Origin of the sequence: Vibrio astriarenae (assembly GCF_010587385.1) — a bacterium.
Lineage (GTDB): Bacteria > Pseudomonadota > Gammaproteobacteria > Enterobacterales > Vibrionaceae > Vibrio > Vibrio astriarenae.
Window position 1 is genome coordinate 2326339 of sequence record NZ_CP047475.1, and the last position, 16464, is coordinate 2342802.

Here is a 16464-nt window from a genome sequence, read left to right on the forward strand (position 1 = left end):
ACGATTTTATATTATTCGCAAACGTACTCAACGACGTTCAAACCAAAACCGCCAAGCGCGTGATACTTCTTATTGGTCGACGAAAGAAGACGCATATCATGCACACCTAAGTCCGCCAGAATTTGTGAACCCACACCAACACGGCGTGACGTGCCTTGCTTCTTCGCCAGCATTGGGGCTTCACCTTTGTCTTGTGCTTCAAACATCTTCACTCGATGAATCAAAAGATCCGTTGATTCTTCATGACCTAACACAATCAATACACCGCCCTCTTTACCGATGCGTTCCATGGCTTTGTCTAGTGTCCAGCTACGCTCAGCATTGCGGTCACTGTGCAATAGGTCGGTGAAGATGTCTTGCAAGTGAACACGTACTAACGGCGGCTCTGCCGTTAAGTCACCTTTACACATTGCATAGTGCACTTCGTTATCGATAGTGTCGCGGTAAGTCACCAGTTCAAAATCACCGAACTCGGTTGGCAAATGACAACTTGCAACACGTTCAATCGTGGTTTCTGTGTTGTTACGGTATTCAATCAGATCAGCAATCGTACCTAACTTGATACCGTGCTTTTCAGCAAACACTTCAAGGTCAGGGCGACGTGCCATGGTGCCGTCGTCGTTGAGGATCTCAACGATAACCGACGCCGGCTCACAACCAGCGAGTCGGGCTAGATCACAGCCTGCTTCGGTGTGACCCGCGCGAGTCAGTACACCGCCTTCTTGTGCAGCCAAAGGGAAGATATGACCTGGTTGTACCAAGTCTGCAGCCTTTGCATTAGGAGCGACCGCAGCTTGCACTGTACGAGCACGGTCGGCGGCTGAGATACCCGTGGTCACTCCCTCTGCCGCTTCTATCGACACAGTAAAGTTCGTGGTGTACTGCGCATTATTGTCTTGCACCATTGGCGGAAGACCAAGGCTCTCACAGCGCTCTTTTGTCATCGTCAGACAAATCAAACCACGACCATGTGTCGCCATGAAGTTGATGGACTCTGGCGTGATATGCTCCGCCGCCATAATCAAGTCACCTTCATTCTCTCGGTCTTCGTCATCCATCAGGATAACCATCTTACCCAGGCGAATATCTTCGATAATTTCTTGAGGCGTACTAATTGGCATCTTCTTTACCTTTTTGTTCTTCGGTTATTATTGGCTTGATTAAGCGAAGCCATTTTGCTGCAAAAATTCCATCGTCAGACGTGATTTTGGCTCTTCTGCGGCTTGTTTATTCATTAGACGTTCCATGTACCTTGCCAGTACATCCACTTCAAGGTTCACTTTGCGGCCGACTTGAAACTCTTCAATCGTGGTTTCGTCTGACGTATGTGGGATAATCGTGAGTTTAAAGGCATTATCACGCACATCATTCACTGTTAGGCTGATACCATCCACCGTGATTGAGCCTTTTTCAGCGACATACTTTTCGATTTCAGTTGGCATGGCCACCCATAGGTCAATCGCTCGGCCAGATGGAGAGCGTTCAATGATCTCACCAACACCATCAACGTGACCAGAGACAATGTGTCCGCCAAAACGTGTCGTTGGTAACATCGCCTTCTCTAGGTTCACCTTGCCACCGACCTGGTAGTCTACAAATCCGGTTTTATTCAGTGTCTCAACTGACAGGTCTGCGCTGTAAGAGCTCTGAGTGTAATGGGTCACGGTCAAGCAAACACCGTTTGTCGCAATGCTATCACCGAGCTTTACATCAGACATGTCAAGCTTGCCAACACCGACAGTAATGCTGATGTCTTGGCCTTTTTGTTCAATCGCTGTCAGCGTACCAACAGCTTCGATAATTCCTGTAAACATGAAATTGACTTCTTAATTCTTTAATTTTGGCTGTGCGATGATACGAATATCCGGCCCCACTAGGCGCACATCTTTAAAATCGAGCTCGTAGGCTTCGCTCATGTGCTGCAACCCTAAGGCACCAAACAAACCTTGCCCATCGCTCCCCATAATCTTAGGTGCTAAATAGACAATTAGCTCATCGACAACGTGAGCCTGAATAAAAGCACTTGCTAAGGTTGAACCCGCTTCAACCCAAATATGGTTGATATTGTGATTTTCGGCTAGATACTGGCAAAGGGAGTGAATGTCAAAGCGTTGCTCGCTGATCAGCGACTGCTCTTCATCCGTGAGAACCAAAACCTCGCCTTGAGTATCGAATAGCTTGAGGTCTGAGGTCAGTGATTTTTGACGGTCGAGTATCACTCGCAGTGGCTGACGAAGGGGTTGAGGTTTGATTGTGCTTAACGCGTCAGCGCATAACTCGTCTGGACGTACATTCAGCGAGGCGTTATCTGCAATGACCGTTTGGCTTGTCGAGAGCACCGCCCCTGAAAGCGCACGAAAATTCTGAACGTCGCGACGCGCGGCTGGAGAGGTAATCCATTGGCTTTCGCCATTAGCCAAAGCGGTTTGACCATCTAAACTTGCCGCCATTTTGAGCTGAACGAAAGGCATACCGGTACGCATCCGTTTAAGGAAAGCAGGGTTCAATGCCTGTGCGTCTTGCTCTAGTAGCCCCACCTCGACCTCAATACCGGCTTCGCGAAGCATATTAATACCACGTCCAGCCACTTGTGGATTCGGGTCTTGCATAGCGCAGATCACTTTTGCAACGCCAGCTTCGATGAGCCCCTTGGCACAAGGAGGTGTGCGCCCATAGTGAGAGCAAGGCTCTAATGTGACATAGGCCGTGGCACCTCGCGCTTTTTCCCCTGCCATGCGCAGTGCGTGAACTTCAGCGTGCGGTTCACCCGCGCGTTGATGATAGCCTTCACCAACAATATGACCCTCACGAGTAATCACACAGCCCACATTAGGGTTTGGGGCCGTCGTGTATCGACCGCGCCAAGCCAGCTTGATGGCGCGATTCATCATGTCGTAGTCCAGTGACGTAAACGGATTCATCCCGCTCGCTCCCTAGTTTTCTAATTTCGCGATCTCTTCGCCAAATTCTCTAATATCTTCAAAACTTCTATACACGGAGGCAAAGCGAATATAAGCCACCTTATCGAGCTCTTTTAGTTGCTCCATCACCAAGTTACCAATCATGTCACTGGGCACTTCACGCTCACCGGTTGCTCGCAATTTTGACTTAATCAAACTGATCGCAAGCTCAACTGAGTCGGCACTTACCGGGCGTTTTTCCAGCGCACGCTGTAAGCCACCAACCATCTTATCCTCGTTAAATGGCTCACGATTTCCATTCGACTTTATGACTTTTGGCATCACCAGCTCTGCCGTTTCAAATGTCGTAAAACGCTCACTACACGCCAAGCATTGACGACGACGACGAACTTGATGGCCATCTGCAACAAGTCGAGAATCAATTACCTTGGTATCGTTTTCAGAACAAAAAGGACAATGCATATCACCTCCAAATCAATCGGACTAGTGTAGCGGATTAAGGGCTTTGAATAAAAGGAAAAGGGACGATGAACGTCCCTTTTTTCATGCTGATTAGTAAGAGATTGTGATATTAGCTGCGTGCTAAGTAATCCGCTTTACCAACCCATTTGTAGCTGGTTAACTCTTCTAAGCCCATTGGCCCGCGAGCGTGTAACTTCTGTGTAGAAACAGCCACCTCAGCACCAAGACCAAACTGTGCGCCATCAGTAAAACGCGTAGAGGCGTTAACATAAACGGCCGCCGAGCCAACAGAGTTAATAAAGAGTTCTGCGTTTTGCAAGCTATTCGTCATGATCGCATCTGAGTGACTCGCATTGTGCTCACGCATATGATCAATGGCTTCACGTACGTCTTTCACCACGCGAACACCCAAGGTGTAGCTGAGCCATTCTGTATCAAAATCACCCTCTTTTGCCGCGCGAACCTCTTTTGCGTCATCCAGTAGTTCACCAACCGAACCATCGGCAACAAAGGCGACGCGTTCAGAAAGTTGCTGCGCCAATTTAGGTAACAGTTGCGTTGCTACATCTTTATGAACCAACAGCGTATCTAACGAGTTACATGCCGATGGTCGTTGTACCTTAGAGTTTTCAATCACCACCAGTGACTTTTCAATATCAGCGCTGTCGTCGACAAAAATATGGCTAATACCAAACCCGCCGATAATGACAGGGATGGTGCTGTTCTCTTTACACATCTTGTGCAAGCCCGCACCACCACGCGGGATAATCATATCCACATACTCGTCGAGTTTAAGCAGTTGAGACACCAATTCTCGATCTGGCTTTTCAATATACTGCACTGACGCTGCTGGCAGCTCTGCCTTTGCTAGTGCCGATTGAATGATTTTGACCAACTCCATGTTAGAGAAGAAGGTCTCTTTACCCCCACGCAAAATGCTGGCGTTACCCGTTTTTAGACACAGGGCTGCAATATCAATCGTCACATTTGGGCGAGCTTCATAGATCACACCGACAACGCCCAGAGGCACGCGCCGGCGCGATAGAGACATGCCATTTTCTAGAACTTTACTATCAATTTCGCTGCCGACAGGATCATTCAAACCGATTACGTTGCGTACATCATTGGCAATACCCGATAAACGCTCTGATGTCAGTAATAAACGGTCAAGCAAAGCTTCAGTCAAACCCGCTTCACGCCCCAGTTCGATGTCTTTTGCGTTTGCCGCAAGAATGGTTACTTCATTGGCTTCTAGCTCATCCGCAATCAAAGCTAGGGCGCGATTTTTTTGTGCGGTTGATGCTGTAGCCAAGTGGAAAGCCGCGTCTTTGGCCGCTTGTCCCATTAGTGTTAAATCCATACTTAAATCCTTTGTCATTATTCTTGAATGAGCACTAAGTCATCACGGTGAATCACTTCCGCACCGTAGTCGTAACCAAGAATAGAAATGAAATCTTTACTGTGTTGACCAATGATCTTGCCCAGATCTTGGCTCGAATAACTCACGATACCTTTGGCAATCAACTCACCATGTGTACTGATCACACGAGCAACATCACCACGAGAAAATGTGCCTTTTACGCTTGTCACGCCTTTTGCTAACAAACTGCTGCCACTCTTGTTGAGGGCGTTAACTGCGCCTCGGTCAACGACGATATCACCAGTAATTGAAGGGCCTGCTAGTATCCAGCGCTTGCGATTCTCTAGCGCCTCTTCGCACGGCAAGAAGCGAGTCCCTTGCGGGTTATCACTGAGTGAATCAAAAACCACATTTGGTGCGCTACCTGCGGCAATAATCACCTCAATGCCTGCTCTGCGAGCAACATCGGCGGCTTGGAGCTTGGTTGCCATGCCCCCCGTACCTAGGTTCGTTCCGCTGCCACCCGCGATTTTGCGCAGGGTATCATCAATGGTTTTAACTTCTTTAATGAGCTCGGCATTTGGGTCTTTGCGAGGATCCGCAGTAAATAGCCCCTTTTGATCCGTCAACAGTAGCAATTTGTCTGCACTGCACAAGATACCCACCAGCGCAGAGAGGTTATCGTTGTCACCGACTTTAATTTCTGTGGTCGCCACCGCGTCGTTCTCATTAACAACCGGTACAATACCGTTCTCAACCAAAGCATGAATAGTGTCACGCGCATTCAAAAAGCGCTCACGATCTTCAAGGTCAGCACGGGTAAGAAGCATCTGGCCGATTTTGATGCCATAGATGGAGAACAACGCCTCCCAAGTTTGAATCAACTGGCTTTGACCTACAGCGGCAAGCAACTGCTTGCTGGCCATTGCATTGGGGAGTGTGGGGTAATTGAGGTGTTCACGACCTGCGGCAATAGCACCAGAAGAGACTAAAACAACCTGATGACCCTGTTGTTTTAACTGTGCACATTGACGAACCAACTCTACCATATGGGCGCGATCTAGCGCCTGTGTGCCCCCGGTGAGGACACTGGTACCCAATTTAACGACGATTGTCTGCTTTTGCGACGCAGTGTCTTGCTGCTGAGTAGATATCATACTGTTTAATTCAAGTGAATCATGATTGAAAAACGAAAGATTCACTGTTTTAACAATCAATCCACCAATAAACAAGAAAAAGGTGCCAATGGCACCTTTTTCATTTACTTCAACCGCGAATTCTATACAAATTCTTGGGATTCTTGGTCTATCGTGACTTCCAACTCAAAAGGTTGCAGCGCGGCAAGTAGCTTCTCATGGAACTTCACTTGCGTTTTAACCACCTCTTCCTGAGCTTTTGCAGTAATCGGTTCTTCGCTCCAGGTTCCGGCTAGCGTGTAGCGACCTTTGTGATACTTTGCAACAAAACCACCGTCTACTGTAGCCAACGTCAACCACCACCCCCAAAACTCGCGCTCCTCTGGTGACTTAGAGTCATCAACACAAGATGCTAGACAATCAAACATAAAGCGCTCTTTGGTGCACTCCTGCTCTCTCAAGTAGGGGCCAATAGCTTTGAACGTTGCGAGTAAACGGTAGTGAGTCGGGCTTTTTGTCATTTCTGACATAACGACACTCCTTTGTCTCTTTTTGTTATATGTAGTTTGTAACGCATTGTCACTTAACTATCATTCAACATTTTAATCACAAAGTCACCTTAGCAGTTCACTTTCCATCCATTTTATCGCCAATTCGAGGGATTGCTCATATCCTTGTGAAATATTGTCAGATTTTATCTTTTTCGCTTTACCACCCAGACTATACATGGCAACCAGCTGATTATCTGACTCTGGACATATTGGGTCATTCTCTAAACTCATCGCCAAAATAGGCACTTTTGTGCGGCGGGTATTGATAATACCTTGCACTTTTAGCGACCACTTCATCATGAAGTAACTCAGCGATGAAACATCTACCATGGTTTTGCCTAAGCGTGAAGCAAGCATATCGAGATACATCTTTGGCATACTCTTAATGCTATCGGCAGAAGAGAGTACTTTGTGGATGGGTGCACCAATCGCAACACATGCAGAAATCTTGTCTTGCTCTAAGAACGACAGACGAACCATGGCATTACCACCAAAACGGAACCCCAGTACACCCACACGGTTGTGTGACACCCAAGGAAGGTTAGGTAGCTCATTGAGCACGGCTTGGTGAAGTTCTGAACTGTCTTCATTCAGTGTCCAATGGCTGCATGCTCCGATAGAGGGCATATCCACTGAAATCATCCCTATTCCGCGAGGTTTCAAATAGTCGCGATAGAGACGCCACATGTCCGTTTGCAGTGAATCAAGTCCGGCACTCACTATCACAACGGGGAATGGATGCTGGGTGTGAGGTACGTGCAAGCGCGCGGTGAAATGGCGATTTTTGAACGGAATTTGAATCGTCCTAACATGGCTACTGGTCGCTTTTGCTCCCTCATCGTAGGCTGTGTTCGCGAGCACTTGTGCTTGAATCGCCAAGTTGTCATTTTTCAAATGAGGATAACCCGCAACGGAGTAGCACAAAGAAGCGGAGAAGAACTTGTCAGCTTGTTGCTCTCCCTCAAGCTCCGTAGCCTCTTTTTGATAACGTGCGCCAAGTTTCGTCCACTCATAGGCCCAGTTCCCGGGACGATAACCCATCACGGTATCCAACCAATAATCATGCTTACGTGCGTGTTCAGAGCCCGCAATTTTTGCTAAGACTTCCTCTTGATCTACCGGATCGACGCCTTGCCAGATCCACTGCATCCGACGCAGGCCACGATACCATCCGCTATTTTCTGATACATGACGCTCATCCAACCACTCTTGGTCTGAAGGCAAATAATGAGTGAGTGCAGAGGTCTCCTTCGCTTGCTTGTTAGTGGTAAATAGTTTTTCAGAGAGGTTCTTTGATTCCTCTTCTTTTGGCTTGTCCTGCGGTGCAGGTGAAGGTTGTGTATCTTTGGTCATAATCAAGGAGTACCCATTAATTAACTCCCTCAATAGTACAACCTCCATAAAAAAAAAGCTCCTGCGTTTGGCAGGAGCTTCGTTTCGATCTGTATCAACACAGGACGTTGTTCACTGTCAACGAGACAGAATCAAACGTGTTGCAAGTAATTACTTGTGCTTACGGTTGATTGGCTCGATGTATTGGATTGTCATATCCCATGGTTGCTCAATCCAAGTATCTTGTGGAATATCAACGATGTACTCATCCACTAGATCAACACCCGCTGGCTTTGCACACACCGTGATCAGTTTCGCTTTAGGGTACATTTCACGAATTTTACGTGCAGTGTCACCGCTATCTACGAGATCATCAACAATTAGGAAACCTTCACCATCATGCTCAGGTGCTTTTAGTACGCTCATGTCACGTTGGTGGTCATGGTCATAGCTTGAGATACATACTGTATCTACGTAACGAATACCCAGTTCACGAGCTAGGATAGCCGCTGGAACAAGACCGCCACGGCTAACGCCGATAATGCCTTTCCACTGCTCTGCTGGCATCTGTTTTTCAGCTAGCTGACGGCAGTAGTTCTGCATGTTATCCCAAGTGATGATGAATTTATTGCTCATTATTCAAACCTAATTTTTACTGTGGTATTAACCTACGATGTATTTCACAACGAAGATAGCAGACATAACCCAAACGCTAATAGAAACGTCACGGCCCTTGCCACTCATCGTTTTGATCGCAGCGTATGAAATAAAGCCTAGCGTGATACCTTCTGCAATTGAGAATGTTAGAGGCATCAGCAAGCAAGTAACAACAACAGGTGCTGCTTCAGTCAGGTCGCGCCAGTCAATGCTCACCAAACCAGACATCATAAGAATAGCAACATAGAACAGTGCGCCAGCTGTCGCGTATGCCGGAATCATACCAGCTAAAGGCGAAAAGAACAGTGCTAGAAGGAACAAAACACCGACAACAACCGCTGTCAAACCAGTACGTCCACCCGCGGCAACACCAGCGGCACTTTCGATATAAGAAGTGGTGTTTGACGTACCAAGCATCGCACCTACAGATGTGGCAGTAGAGTCAGCCAATAGCGCACGGTTCAGGCGAGGAATCTTGCCATCTTTGTCCATTAGGTTCGCCTTTTGAGAAACGCCAACAAGCGTACCTGCTGTGTCAAATAGGTCGACAAACAAGAAAGCGAAAACCACTGAAATCATACCCACTTCAAACACAGCTGAGAAATCAAGCTGCATGAAGGTTGGCGCTAGGCTTGGTGGCGTCGACATAATACCGCCCCACTGCACATCACCAAAGATAAGACCTAGTGCGGTTACCGCTAGAATCGCCATCATCACCGCGCCTTTGTAGCCATGGTGAACAAGAGCGATAGTGAGGAAGAAACCAAACGCTGCCAATACCGCTTGCAGAGAAGTAATGTCACCCAACTGAACCAATGTGGCTGGGTTATCTACAACGATACCGGCATTCTTTAGAGCGATAAACGCTAGGAAAAGACCAATACCGGCAGAAATACCGGTACGCAAAGCAAGTGGGATCGAGTTAATGATCCATTCACGAACTTTGAACACGCTCAAAAGAATAAATAAGATACCCGAGACAAATACGGCAGCCAAAGCCACTTGCCATGTGTAACCCATACCTAGCACGACAGCATAAGTAAAGAAGGCGTTCAAACCCATACCCGGCGCCTGTGCGATTGGGTAGTTTGCAACAAAACCCATGATGAAACAGCCGATAGCGGCCGCCAAACAGGTTGCGACAAAGACCGCGCCGCGATCCATACCCGCATCTGCCAAGATAGCTGGGTTAACGAAGATGATGTACGCCATTGTCAGGAATGTAGTGATACCTGCAATGATCTCAGTGCGTACGTTGGTCCCATTTTCACTGAGTTTAAATAGCCTTTCGAGCATTTTATTAATCCTTTTGCGGAAAAAGTAAACGGTTGCGTAAACGATTGGTCGAGATTATAAAGTTATCAAATTGCAAATTCCACTGACATAAGTCATAAGAATTAAGAAAAATTAAATTTACAAATACAAATAGAATAACTCAGACAATAATAATTGAATTTAACTCATTAAATTCAGTACCTTAAACAAATGCATAGCTAAAAAATTAACGAATAAAAAATGCACCATGTTGTAATCTTTCATTCTCATTTTTGAGTATGAAATGGATTACATTAGTGAATTTGGCAGATTGAAATGAAAATTGGCGCACATATAAAAAATATAACTATTGGAGATGGTTTTTTACGCAGATAAAAAAACGCCACTCATAATGAGTGGCGGTAGAATCGGTCAACCTAAATTAGGTTGTAATAAAATTCCAAATAAATCGGGGGTTGAACAAAATGTTCAGGTAACAAACTTAGTATCCAAAGCTTGTTGGGTATGCAAAGTTACTCGTGAAGACACCCTTGTCGTTCCAGAACATTGCAGAAGGTAAACCTTTCATCGCTATCACCTATCAATCAAAAATTAAATAAAAAATGATTTCTCGGTTCCCTGGAGGCGATAAATCGGGCTCATCCTTTGAGCATTTACAGCTGCCTAAGCAACGGTGATAAATATACCACCCTGAAAATTTATTACAACAAAATAATGATCAAACTCACAAAAAGGTGTTATGAAGTATGAAAATTGATATTTCTGTAAGTAAGTTACATAACAAGCCTAATTTTCCTTCCTTGTTCTCTAAGCGCTACCCAAGACGACTATTTTGCATCTATCAAGCAGAGTGATATGCTAACCGTCAAGTAAAGCTCAGTGTAATCGACCATGCGCAAGGCACAAGCCACCTACAATAACTGCATATAGAGAGCACGTATCAATACCTTTTAAAGGAGCACTCCCGTGACCGATTTTCTAAAACAGATCCCATCTTCAAACCCTATTTGGCCATTTTTCGCAACGATCTGTTCGATTCCTCACCCGTCAAAGCATGAAGAAGCTTTAGCACAGCACATCGTTCAATGGGCGGAAAGCAAGGGCCTAGACGTTAAGCGCGACCAAACCGGTAACGTGTTCATCAAAAAACCTGCGACAGCAGGTATGGAAAGCCGCAAAGGTGTCGTTCTGCAAGCGCACATCGATATGGTGCCGCAAAAAAATGAAGACACGGTTCATGACTTTACCACCGATCCAATCCGTCCATACGTTGATGGCGAATGGTTAACAGCCGAAGGCACCACTCTTGGTGCTGATAACGGCATCGGAATGGCCTCTTGCCTTGCAGTACTGGATGCAGACGACATTGCACATGGCCCTATCGAAGTGCTTCTGACCATTGATGAAGAAGCGGGAATGACGGGCGCCTTTGGCCTAGAAGAGGGTTGGCTAGAAGGCGACATCCTTCTGAACACTGACTCTGAGCAAGAGGGTGAAGTCTACATGGGCTGTGCTGGCGGTATTGATGGCGCAATGACCTTCGATATTCAGCGTGAAGCGATTCCTGAAGGCTACGTTACTCAGCAGCTAACGTTGAAAGGTTTAAAAGGTGGGCACTCGGGTTGTGATATTCACACCGGCCGTGGTAATGCAAACAAACTATTGGGTCGCTTTCTAGCGGGTCATGCAAAAGAGTTAGACTTGCGTCTTATTGAATTTCGTGGCGGTAGCCTACGCAATGCGATTCCCCGTGAAGCATTCGTTACGGTTGCCCTACCCGCTGCAAACGCTGCGAAGCTCAATGAGCGATTCAAGTTCTACACAGAACTGCTTAAACAAGAACTTGGTAAAGTCGAAACCGACATCGTTTCATTCAATCAAGCCCAAGAGACCCAAGAGCAAGTGATCGATCTTGCCTCGCAGTCGCGTTTTGTCGCGGCATTGAATGCCTGTCCAAATGGCGTGATTCGTATGAGTGATGAAATTGAAGGTGTGGTTGAAACTTCATTAAACGTTGGCGTCATCACGACTGAAGCAGATAAGATCACCGTTTTGTGCCTCATTCGTTCATTGATTGATTCCGGTCGCAGTCAAGTTGAGGGCATGCTTCACTCAGTCGCAGAACTTGCTGGCGCGGATATGAGCTTTAACGGCGCTTACCCTGGCTGGAAGCCGGATGCTGATTCGGAGATCATGGCAATCTTCCGTGATATGTACCAAGAGATCTACGGCCACAAGCCAAACATCATGGTTATTCATGCAGGTCTTGAATGTGGCTTATTCAAAAAGCCATACCCAAACATGGACATGGTGTCGTTTGGCCCAACCATCAAGTTCCCACATTCACCAGATGAGAAAGTAAAAATCGACACCGTCGACCTTTTCTGGCAACAAATGGTTGCTCTTCTTGCAGCAATCCCAGAAAAAGCATAATCCCCTCAATCTCTAAGCCGAGCAACTGCTCGGCTTTTCTTTACCGTATATTCAATCACTTAACAAAAATCCCTCTTTTCCCTCCCCTTAATAGATAAAAACTATTTGTCTTATGGGAAATTTTTATTCGTTAGTCACCCTCACTTATCGCTGCTAAATTTCACGCCATCCGGAAGAGGTACTTTACTTAATACACTCGCACTGAACCAAAACGCGTCTATCTACTATGAATAGACACCGTTAATTGCATATTGGTTGACTCCAAAATGAATAAAAAAATCATCACTGGCTGGCGCGAATACTTGAGCCTGCCTCAACTAGGAATAGAAAAAATCAAAGCAAAGGTGGATACCGGAGCTAGAACCTCATGTATTCATGCTTTTAAAGTCGAAGCTTTTGAAAAGCGCGTAGACGAACAGACCCAACAGTGGGTGAGATTTTGGGTACACCCAAATCAGCACGATGAACAAACAGAAATCGTCTGTGAAGCAAAAGTGATTGATGAGCGTTTGGTTAGGGACTCTGGTGGCCATGAAACAATGCGCTACGTCATTGAGACAGAGCTTCACATTGACAATCAAAGCTGGTCAATCGAGGTCACTTTAACCAACAGAGACAACATGGCTTTCCGTATGCTCCTTGGCAGAACAGCAATGGAAAACCGTATTTTGGTCGATCCGGCCGCATCTTTTTTAGTGAAATTTGAGGAGTAATATTGATGAAAATTGGCATCCTATCTCGCAATGCAAAACTTTACTCTACTCGCCGCTTAATTGAAGCTGCCGAAGCTCGCGGCCACGAGGTGAAGGTGATTGACGCACTGCGTACCTACATGAACATCAACTCTGAAAAACCTCAAATTCATTACAAAGGCGAAGAGCTCATTGATTTTGACGCTGTCATTCCTCGCATCGGCGCTTCGGTGACCTTCTTCGGTACCGCCGTATTGCGTCAGTTTGAGATGATGGGCGTCTATCCGGTTAATGAATCAGTCGCCATCACTCGCTCGCGTGACAAGTTGCGCTCAATGCAACTGCTGTCACGCAAGGGTATTGGTATGCCGATTACAGGTTTTGCAAGTAAGCCAGATGATGTAAAAGACCTCCTCGATATGGTGGGTGGGGCGCCAGTCGTCATCAAGCTGCTTGAGGGAACACAAGGCATTGGTGTGGTATTGGCTGAAACTCGCAAAGCAGCAGAGAGTGTTGTTGAAGCGTTTATGGGTCTAAAAGCCAACATCATGGTGCAAGAGTACATCAAAGAGGCAGGTGGCGCTGACATTCGTTGCTTTGTTATCGGTGACAAAGTTATCGCTGCGATGAAACGCCAAGGTGCGGAGGGAGAGTTTCGCTCTAACCTACACCGAGGTGGCACTGCTTCTTTGGTTAAGATCACCCCTGAAGAACGTCGCACTGCAGTCGCAGCGGCGAAAATCATGGGGCTGAACGTAGCTGGTGTTGACTTGCTTCGCTCTGAACGAGGCCCGTTGGTGATGGAGGTTAACTCTTCACCAGGCCTAGAAGGCATCGAAGCAGCAACTGGTAAAGATGTAGCGGGCATGATCATCGAATTTATCGAGAAAAACGCCGCTAGCAAAAGGACGCAAACTCGTGGCAAAGGTTAAATTCAACCAACCATTTGAACTGCTGGGGCAATTAACCCCAGCAGGGTCTCGCTCAGTCATTGAGATAGAAGGCCCAAAACTCTACACCCATTCACCTCTCTCTATTCCAGTCGAGGTGATCAACGGCAAATACCCAGGTCCAGTACTGATGGTCAATGCGGCTATCCATGGTGATGAGTTAAACGGCGTAGAAGTCGTGCGCCAACTGATCGACACATTGGATGAAACCAAGCTCAAAGGAACGGTGATCGCGGTGCCGATCGTCAATACTTTTGGTTTTATTCATAAATCGCGCTACTTGCCAGACCGTCGTGACCTGAACCGTTGCTTCCCTGGCTCAGAAAAAGGCTCACTTGCCTCACGAGTTGCTCATACATTCTTTGATGCATTAGTCGGTAAATGTGATTACATCCTTGATCTTCATACCGGTGCGATTCACCGCACAAACCTGCCACAAATTCGTGCAGATTTGAGCAACCCTGAAACCCTACGAATCGCAAAGGCATTTGCGACGCCAGTGATTGTCGATGCTCCTTTACGTGACGGCTCACTGCGTAGCGAAGCCGAGCGTTTGGGTATCCCGGTCCTAACCTATGAGGCAGGTGAAGCATTGCGTTTTGAACCTATCTGTATATCAGCGGGATTTATTGGCGTTCAGCGCGTCATGAAAGCAATCGGAATGCTAAGAGCAAGTCGCAAGAAGTTGCCAACGCCTGTTATCGCTAAGTCCACTAGTTGGATTCGCGCAGAAGACGATGGCATTCTACGAACTCAAGTATCACTGGGGGATAAAGTTGAGAAAGGTCAGATCATCGCTTACATCGCATCCCCTCTAGGTCATAGCGAGGTTGCAATAAAAGCGCATCGCAGCGGTATCGTGATTGGTCAGCAGACACTACCTTTGGTCAACGAAGGTGACGCGATATTCCACCTTGCCTACTTCACCCAAGATGAAGAAGAAGTAGAACAAGTGGTCGATGAATTTATTGTTGAGGTGGCAAGCGAAGAAGAGTCGCTCACCACCGGGGCAATTGAAATCAAGAACCCGTAATAAACAAAGCCGAGTCAGTGTTAACCAACTCGGCTTTACTTTTATCAGAATAAACCACTTTACTTAAAAGCGTCTCTTAAAGGAAAGACGCCCAAATAATGGTCCCCACCAAAATCGGACAAACGATTTTGATATAAATAGGCCATATTCTTCCTAAGGCACTAGTAGCAAACGCGGGCTCTCCCTGTTCAATCTCTCTCATCTTTCCTGCTCGGCTCCAAGCCCAACCACCAAATAGACAAATCATCAGTGCGGCAAAAGGCTGCAAGTACTGGGTAGCCACCATAGCAACCAAACCAAATAGCTGGCCGAAGTTTGCAACAATAACCAAACTAAACAGAGCAATAACGCTGCCTAAAACATAAGTCGTGGTTGAACGTTTGGTATTAAAACGCTCACAGACAAGCGCCACTGGGCACTCCAACATTGAAATTGAAGAGGTAAGCGCAGCAATAGTGAGTAATAAGAAGAAAATAATTGCAAACAGCTGCCCCAGTAATCCCAAGCTTTCAAACATCAAAGGCAGCACTGTGAATACCAAGGTATCGGAGTTCAGCAAGCTGCCATCTTCTGCGTAAATAGCGACGCCTTGGTTCATCGCCACATACATAGCAGGGATCACCACGAGACCAGCGATAATAGCGACACCTGAGTCAACAATCGCTACGCTCATCGCCGCTTTTGGTAAGCTCTCTTTCTTACTTAGGTAAGAGCCGTAGATCAGCATCGAGCAGCCACCAATCGTCAGAGAGAAAAAGCCCTGTCCCATTGCGGCGAGCAACAACTGGCGATCCCAAATCTTAGCAAAGTCTGGAATAAGGTAGTGTTTTAGGCCTTCTACCGCACCTTGCTGCATCATAATGTAGGCAAACAAAACAAAAAACAGCACGAAAAGAGCAGGCATCAAACGGGTAGACCACTTTTCAATCCCTTGCTTTACACCGCTACGTACAATCAGCATCGTCAACCAGTAGAAGACCAATGTACCAACAACATTACGCTCAAAGGAAAACCCTTTGAACCAATCTGCTAACCCCACAGCACCGAGGGCTTCGAAAATGGCACCGAAAAAGAAGCAGATCAACCAGCCGCCAACGACGCTGTAAAAGCCCATCACCGCACACGGTACGAGAAGACTCAGCCAGCCTGCAGCTCGCCCGAATATACCGCTTGAACGATGCTCACCCACTGAGACTAAGCTATCGATTGGATTGGCTTGTCCATGGCGGCCGATCGCCATTTCAAGCAATAGCATTGGAAATGCGACGACAATGATCATCACAGTGTAGACAAAAAGGAAAGCGCCACCGCCATTACTGGCCGCTTGCGTTGGAAAGCCCCATATATTACCCAAACCAACGGCTGCGCCCGCCGCTGCTAACACAAAGCCCATTCGAGAGCTAAAGCCTTCACGCTGAAAAGAGTTGGTTACACTGCCCATAAATACCACCATACTAGTTTGCGAGTACGATAACGACAAAGCACTACAGTAGCAAGTCGAACGACTGCTATTTCAACGAATAATAGGTAATTAAACTACTAAGGAATGTATACCTAGATTTACACCCAAGTACACTGGGGAAAGGTACTATTTATGACCATATCTTTGGCTAGATAGAATTGTGGATCAGCCTGTCAGTAAACATGACTATTCTGGATTGT

15 protein-coding genes are annotated in these 16464 nt (G+C 46.7%); 4 read left to right on the forward strand and 11 right to left on the reverse strand.

Features of this window, described 5'->3' with window-relative positions; genetic code table 11:
- Positions 1 to 11: 11 nt before the first annotated feature.
- The 10 genes from ribBA to GT360_RS10985 all read right to left on the reverse strand — a co-directional run bounded on the left by ribBA (position 12) and on the right by GT360_RS10985 (position 9715).
- Positions 12 to 1121 (reverse strand): bifunctional 3,4-dihydroxy-2-butanone-4-phosphate synthase/GTP cyclohydrolase II, encoded by a 1110-nt coding sequence (ribBA, locus tag GT360_RS10940; protein WP_164648901.1) that lies wholly within the window; start codon positions 1119 to 1121, stop codon positions 12 to 14.
- A gap of 39 nt (positions 1122 to 1160) precedes the next feature.
- Positions 1161 to 1814, reverse strand: coding sequence for a riboflavin synthase (locus GT360_RS10945; RefSeq protein ID WP_164648902.1), 654 nt, complete (start codon positions 1812 to 1814; stop codon positions 1161 to 1163).
- A gap of 12 nt (positions 1815 to 1826) precedes the next feature.
- Complete coding sequence (gene ribD, locus GT360_RS10950; RefSeq protein ID WP_164648903.1) at positions 1827 to 2921, reverse strand: bifunctional diaminohydroxyphosphoribosylaminopyrimidine deaminase/5-amino-6-(5-phosphoribosylamino)uracil reductase RibD; 1095 nt, start codon at positions 2919 to 2921, stop codon at positions 1827 to 1829.
- Between the two features lie 12 nt (positions 2922 to 2933).
- Complete coding sequence (gene nrdR / locus GT360_RS10955; protein ID WP_164648904.1) at positions 2934 to 3383, reverse strand: transcriptional regulator NrdR; 450 nt, start codon at positions 3381 to 3383, stop codon at positions 2934 to 2936.
- 109 nt (positions 3384 to 3492) lie between these two features.
- On the reverse strand, positions 3493 to 4743 hold the full coding sequence (locus GT360_RS10960; RefSeq protein WP_164648905.1) for a glutamate-5-semialdehyde dehydrogenase: 1251 nt from the start codon (positions 4741 to 4743) through the stop codon (positions 3493 to 3495).
- A 17-nt stretch (positions 4744 to 4760) separates the two neighbouring features.
- Positions 4761 to 5900: a glutamate 5-kinase gene (gene proB / locus GT360_RS10965; RefSeq protein WP_164648906.1), complete on the reverse strand. Its 1140-nt coding sequence runs from the start codon at positions 5898 to 5900 to the stop codon at positions 4761 to 4763.
- A gap of 122 nt (positions 5901 to 6022) precedes the next feature.
- Positions 6023 to 6409: a sigma factor-binding protein Crl gene (gene crl, locus GT360_RS10970; RefSeq protein WP_164648907.1), complete on the reverse strand. Its 387-nt coding sequence runs from the start codon at positions 6407 to 6409 to the stop codon at positions 6023 to 6025.
- A gap of 84 nt (positions 6410 to 6493) precedes the next feature.
- The gene (gene frsA, locus GT360_RS10975; RefSeq protein WP_164648908.1) at positions 6494 to 7783 is read right to left on the reverse strand and encodes an esterase FrsA; all 1290 of its coding nucleotides are present in this window, start codon (positions 7781 to 7783) and stop codon (positions 6494 to 6496) included.
- A 150-nt stretch (positions 7784 to 7933) separates the two neighbouring features.
- A complete protein-coding gene (gpt, locus tag GT360_RS10980) occupies positions 7934 to 8398 on the reverse strand; it encodes a xanthine phosphoribosyltransferase (protein WP_164648909.1) in 465 nt (154 codons plus the stop codon).
- 27 nt (positions 8399 to 8425) lie between these two features.
- Positions 8426 to 9715, reverse strand: coding sequence for an NCS2 family permease (locus tag GT360_RS10985; protein ID WP_164648910.1), 1290 nt, complete (start codon positions 9713 to 9715; stop codon positions 8426 to 8428).
- Between the two features lie 945 nt (positions 9716 to 10660).
- On the opposite strand from GT360_RS10985, the gene GT360_RS10990 reads away from it, so the two are divergent.
- The 4 genes from GT360_RS10990 (at position 10661) to GT360_RS11005 (ending at position 14802) form a co-directional block, all read left to right on the forward strand.
- Positions 10661 to 12127, forward strand: a complete 1467-nt coding sequence (locus tag GT360_RS10990) for an aminoacyl-histidine dipeptidase (RefSeq protein ID WP_164648911.1) — start codon at positions 10661 to 10663, stop codon at positions 12125 to 12127.
- A gap of 266 nt (positions 12128 to 12393) precedes the next feature.
- A complete protein-coding gene (locus tag GT360_RS10995; protein ID WP_164648912.1) occupies positions 12394 to 12840 on the forward strand; it encodes an ATP-dependent zinc protease family protein in 447 nt (148 codons plus the stop codon).
- 5 nt (positions 12841 to 12845) lie between these two features.
- Positions 12846 to 13751, forward strand: coding sequence for a 30S ribosomal protein S6--L-glutamate ligase (rimK, locus tag GT360_RS11000; RefSeq protein WP_164648913.1), 906 nt, complete (start codon positions 12846 to 12848; stop codon positions 13749 to 13751).
- Complete coding sequence (locus GT360_RS11005; RefSeq protein ID WP_164648914.1) at positions 13738 to 14802, forward strand: succinylglutamate desuccinylase/aspartoacylase family protein; 1065 nt, start codon at positions 13738 to 13740, stop codon at positions 14800 to 14802. The genes rimK and GT360_RS11005 overlap by 14 nt, the downstream gene beginning before the upstream one ends.
- A gap of 76 nt (positions 14803 to 14878) precedes the next feature.
- On the opposite strand, the gene GT360_RS11010 is transcribed toward GT360_RS11005, so the two are convergent.
- Positions 14879 to 16243 carry a sodium-dependent transporter gene (locus GT360_RS11010; RefSeq protein WP_239502547.1) on the reverse strand — a complete coding sequence of 455 codons (1365 nt, stop codon included), beginning with the start codon at positions 16241 to 16243 and terminating at the stop codon, positions 14879 to 14881.
- Between the last annotated feature and the right edge of the window lie 221 nt (positions 16244 to 16464).

Bases quoted from the DNA above. Each gene is read 5' to 3' on its own strand.
- GT360_RS10960 (WP_164648905.1), bottom strand. From the start codon at position 4,743: ATGGATTTAACACTAATGGGACAAGCGGCCAAAGACGCGGCTTTCCAC.
- nrdR (WP_164648904.1), bottom strand. From the start codon at position 3,383: ATGCATTGTCCTTTTTGTTCTGAAAACGATACCAAGGTAATTGATTCT.
- crl (WP_164648907.1), bottom strand. From the start codon at position 6,409: ATGTCAGAAATGACAAAAAGCCCGACTCACTACCGTTTACTCGCAACG.
- proB (WP_164648906.1), bottom strand. From the start codon at position 5,900: ATGATATCTACTCAGCAGCAAGACACTGCGTCGCAAAAGCAGACAATC.
- frsA (WP_164648908.1), bottom strand. From the start codon at position 7,783: ATGACCAAAGATACACAACCTTCACCTGCACCGCAGGACAAGCCAAAA.
- rimK (WP_164648913.1), top strand. From the start codon at position 12,846: ATGAAAATTGGCATCCTATCTCGCAATGCAAAACTTTACTCTACTCGC.
- GT360_RS11010 (WP_239502547.1), bottom strand. From the start codon at position 16,243: ATGGGCAGTGTAACCAACTCTTTTCAGCGTGAAGGCTTTAGCTCTCGA.
- GT360_RS10995 (WP_164648912.1), top strand. From the start codon at position 12,394: ATGAATAAAAAAATCATCACTGGCTGGCGCGAATACTTGAGCCTGCCT.
- ribD (WP_164648903.1), bottom strand. From the start codon at position 2,921: ATGAATCCGTTTACGTCACTGGACTACGACATGATGAATCGCGCCATC.
- ribBA (WP_164648901.1), bottom strand. From the start codon at position 1,121: ATGCCAATTAGTACGCCTCAAGAAATTATCGAAGATATTCGCCTGGGT.
- GT360_RS10985 (WP_164648910.1), bottom strand. From the start codon at position 9,715: ATGCTCGAAAGGCTATTTAAACTCAGTGAAAATGGGACCAACGTACGC.
- GT360_RS10945 (WP_164648902.1), bottom strand. From the start codon at position 1,814: ATGTTTACAGGAATTATCGAAGCTGTTGGTACGCTGACAGCGATTGAA.
- gpt (WP_164648909.1), bottom strand. From the start codon at position 8,398: ATGAGCAATAAATTCATCATCACTTGGGATAACATGCAGAACTACTGC.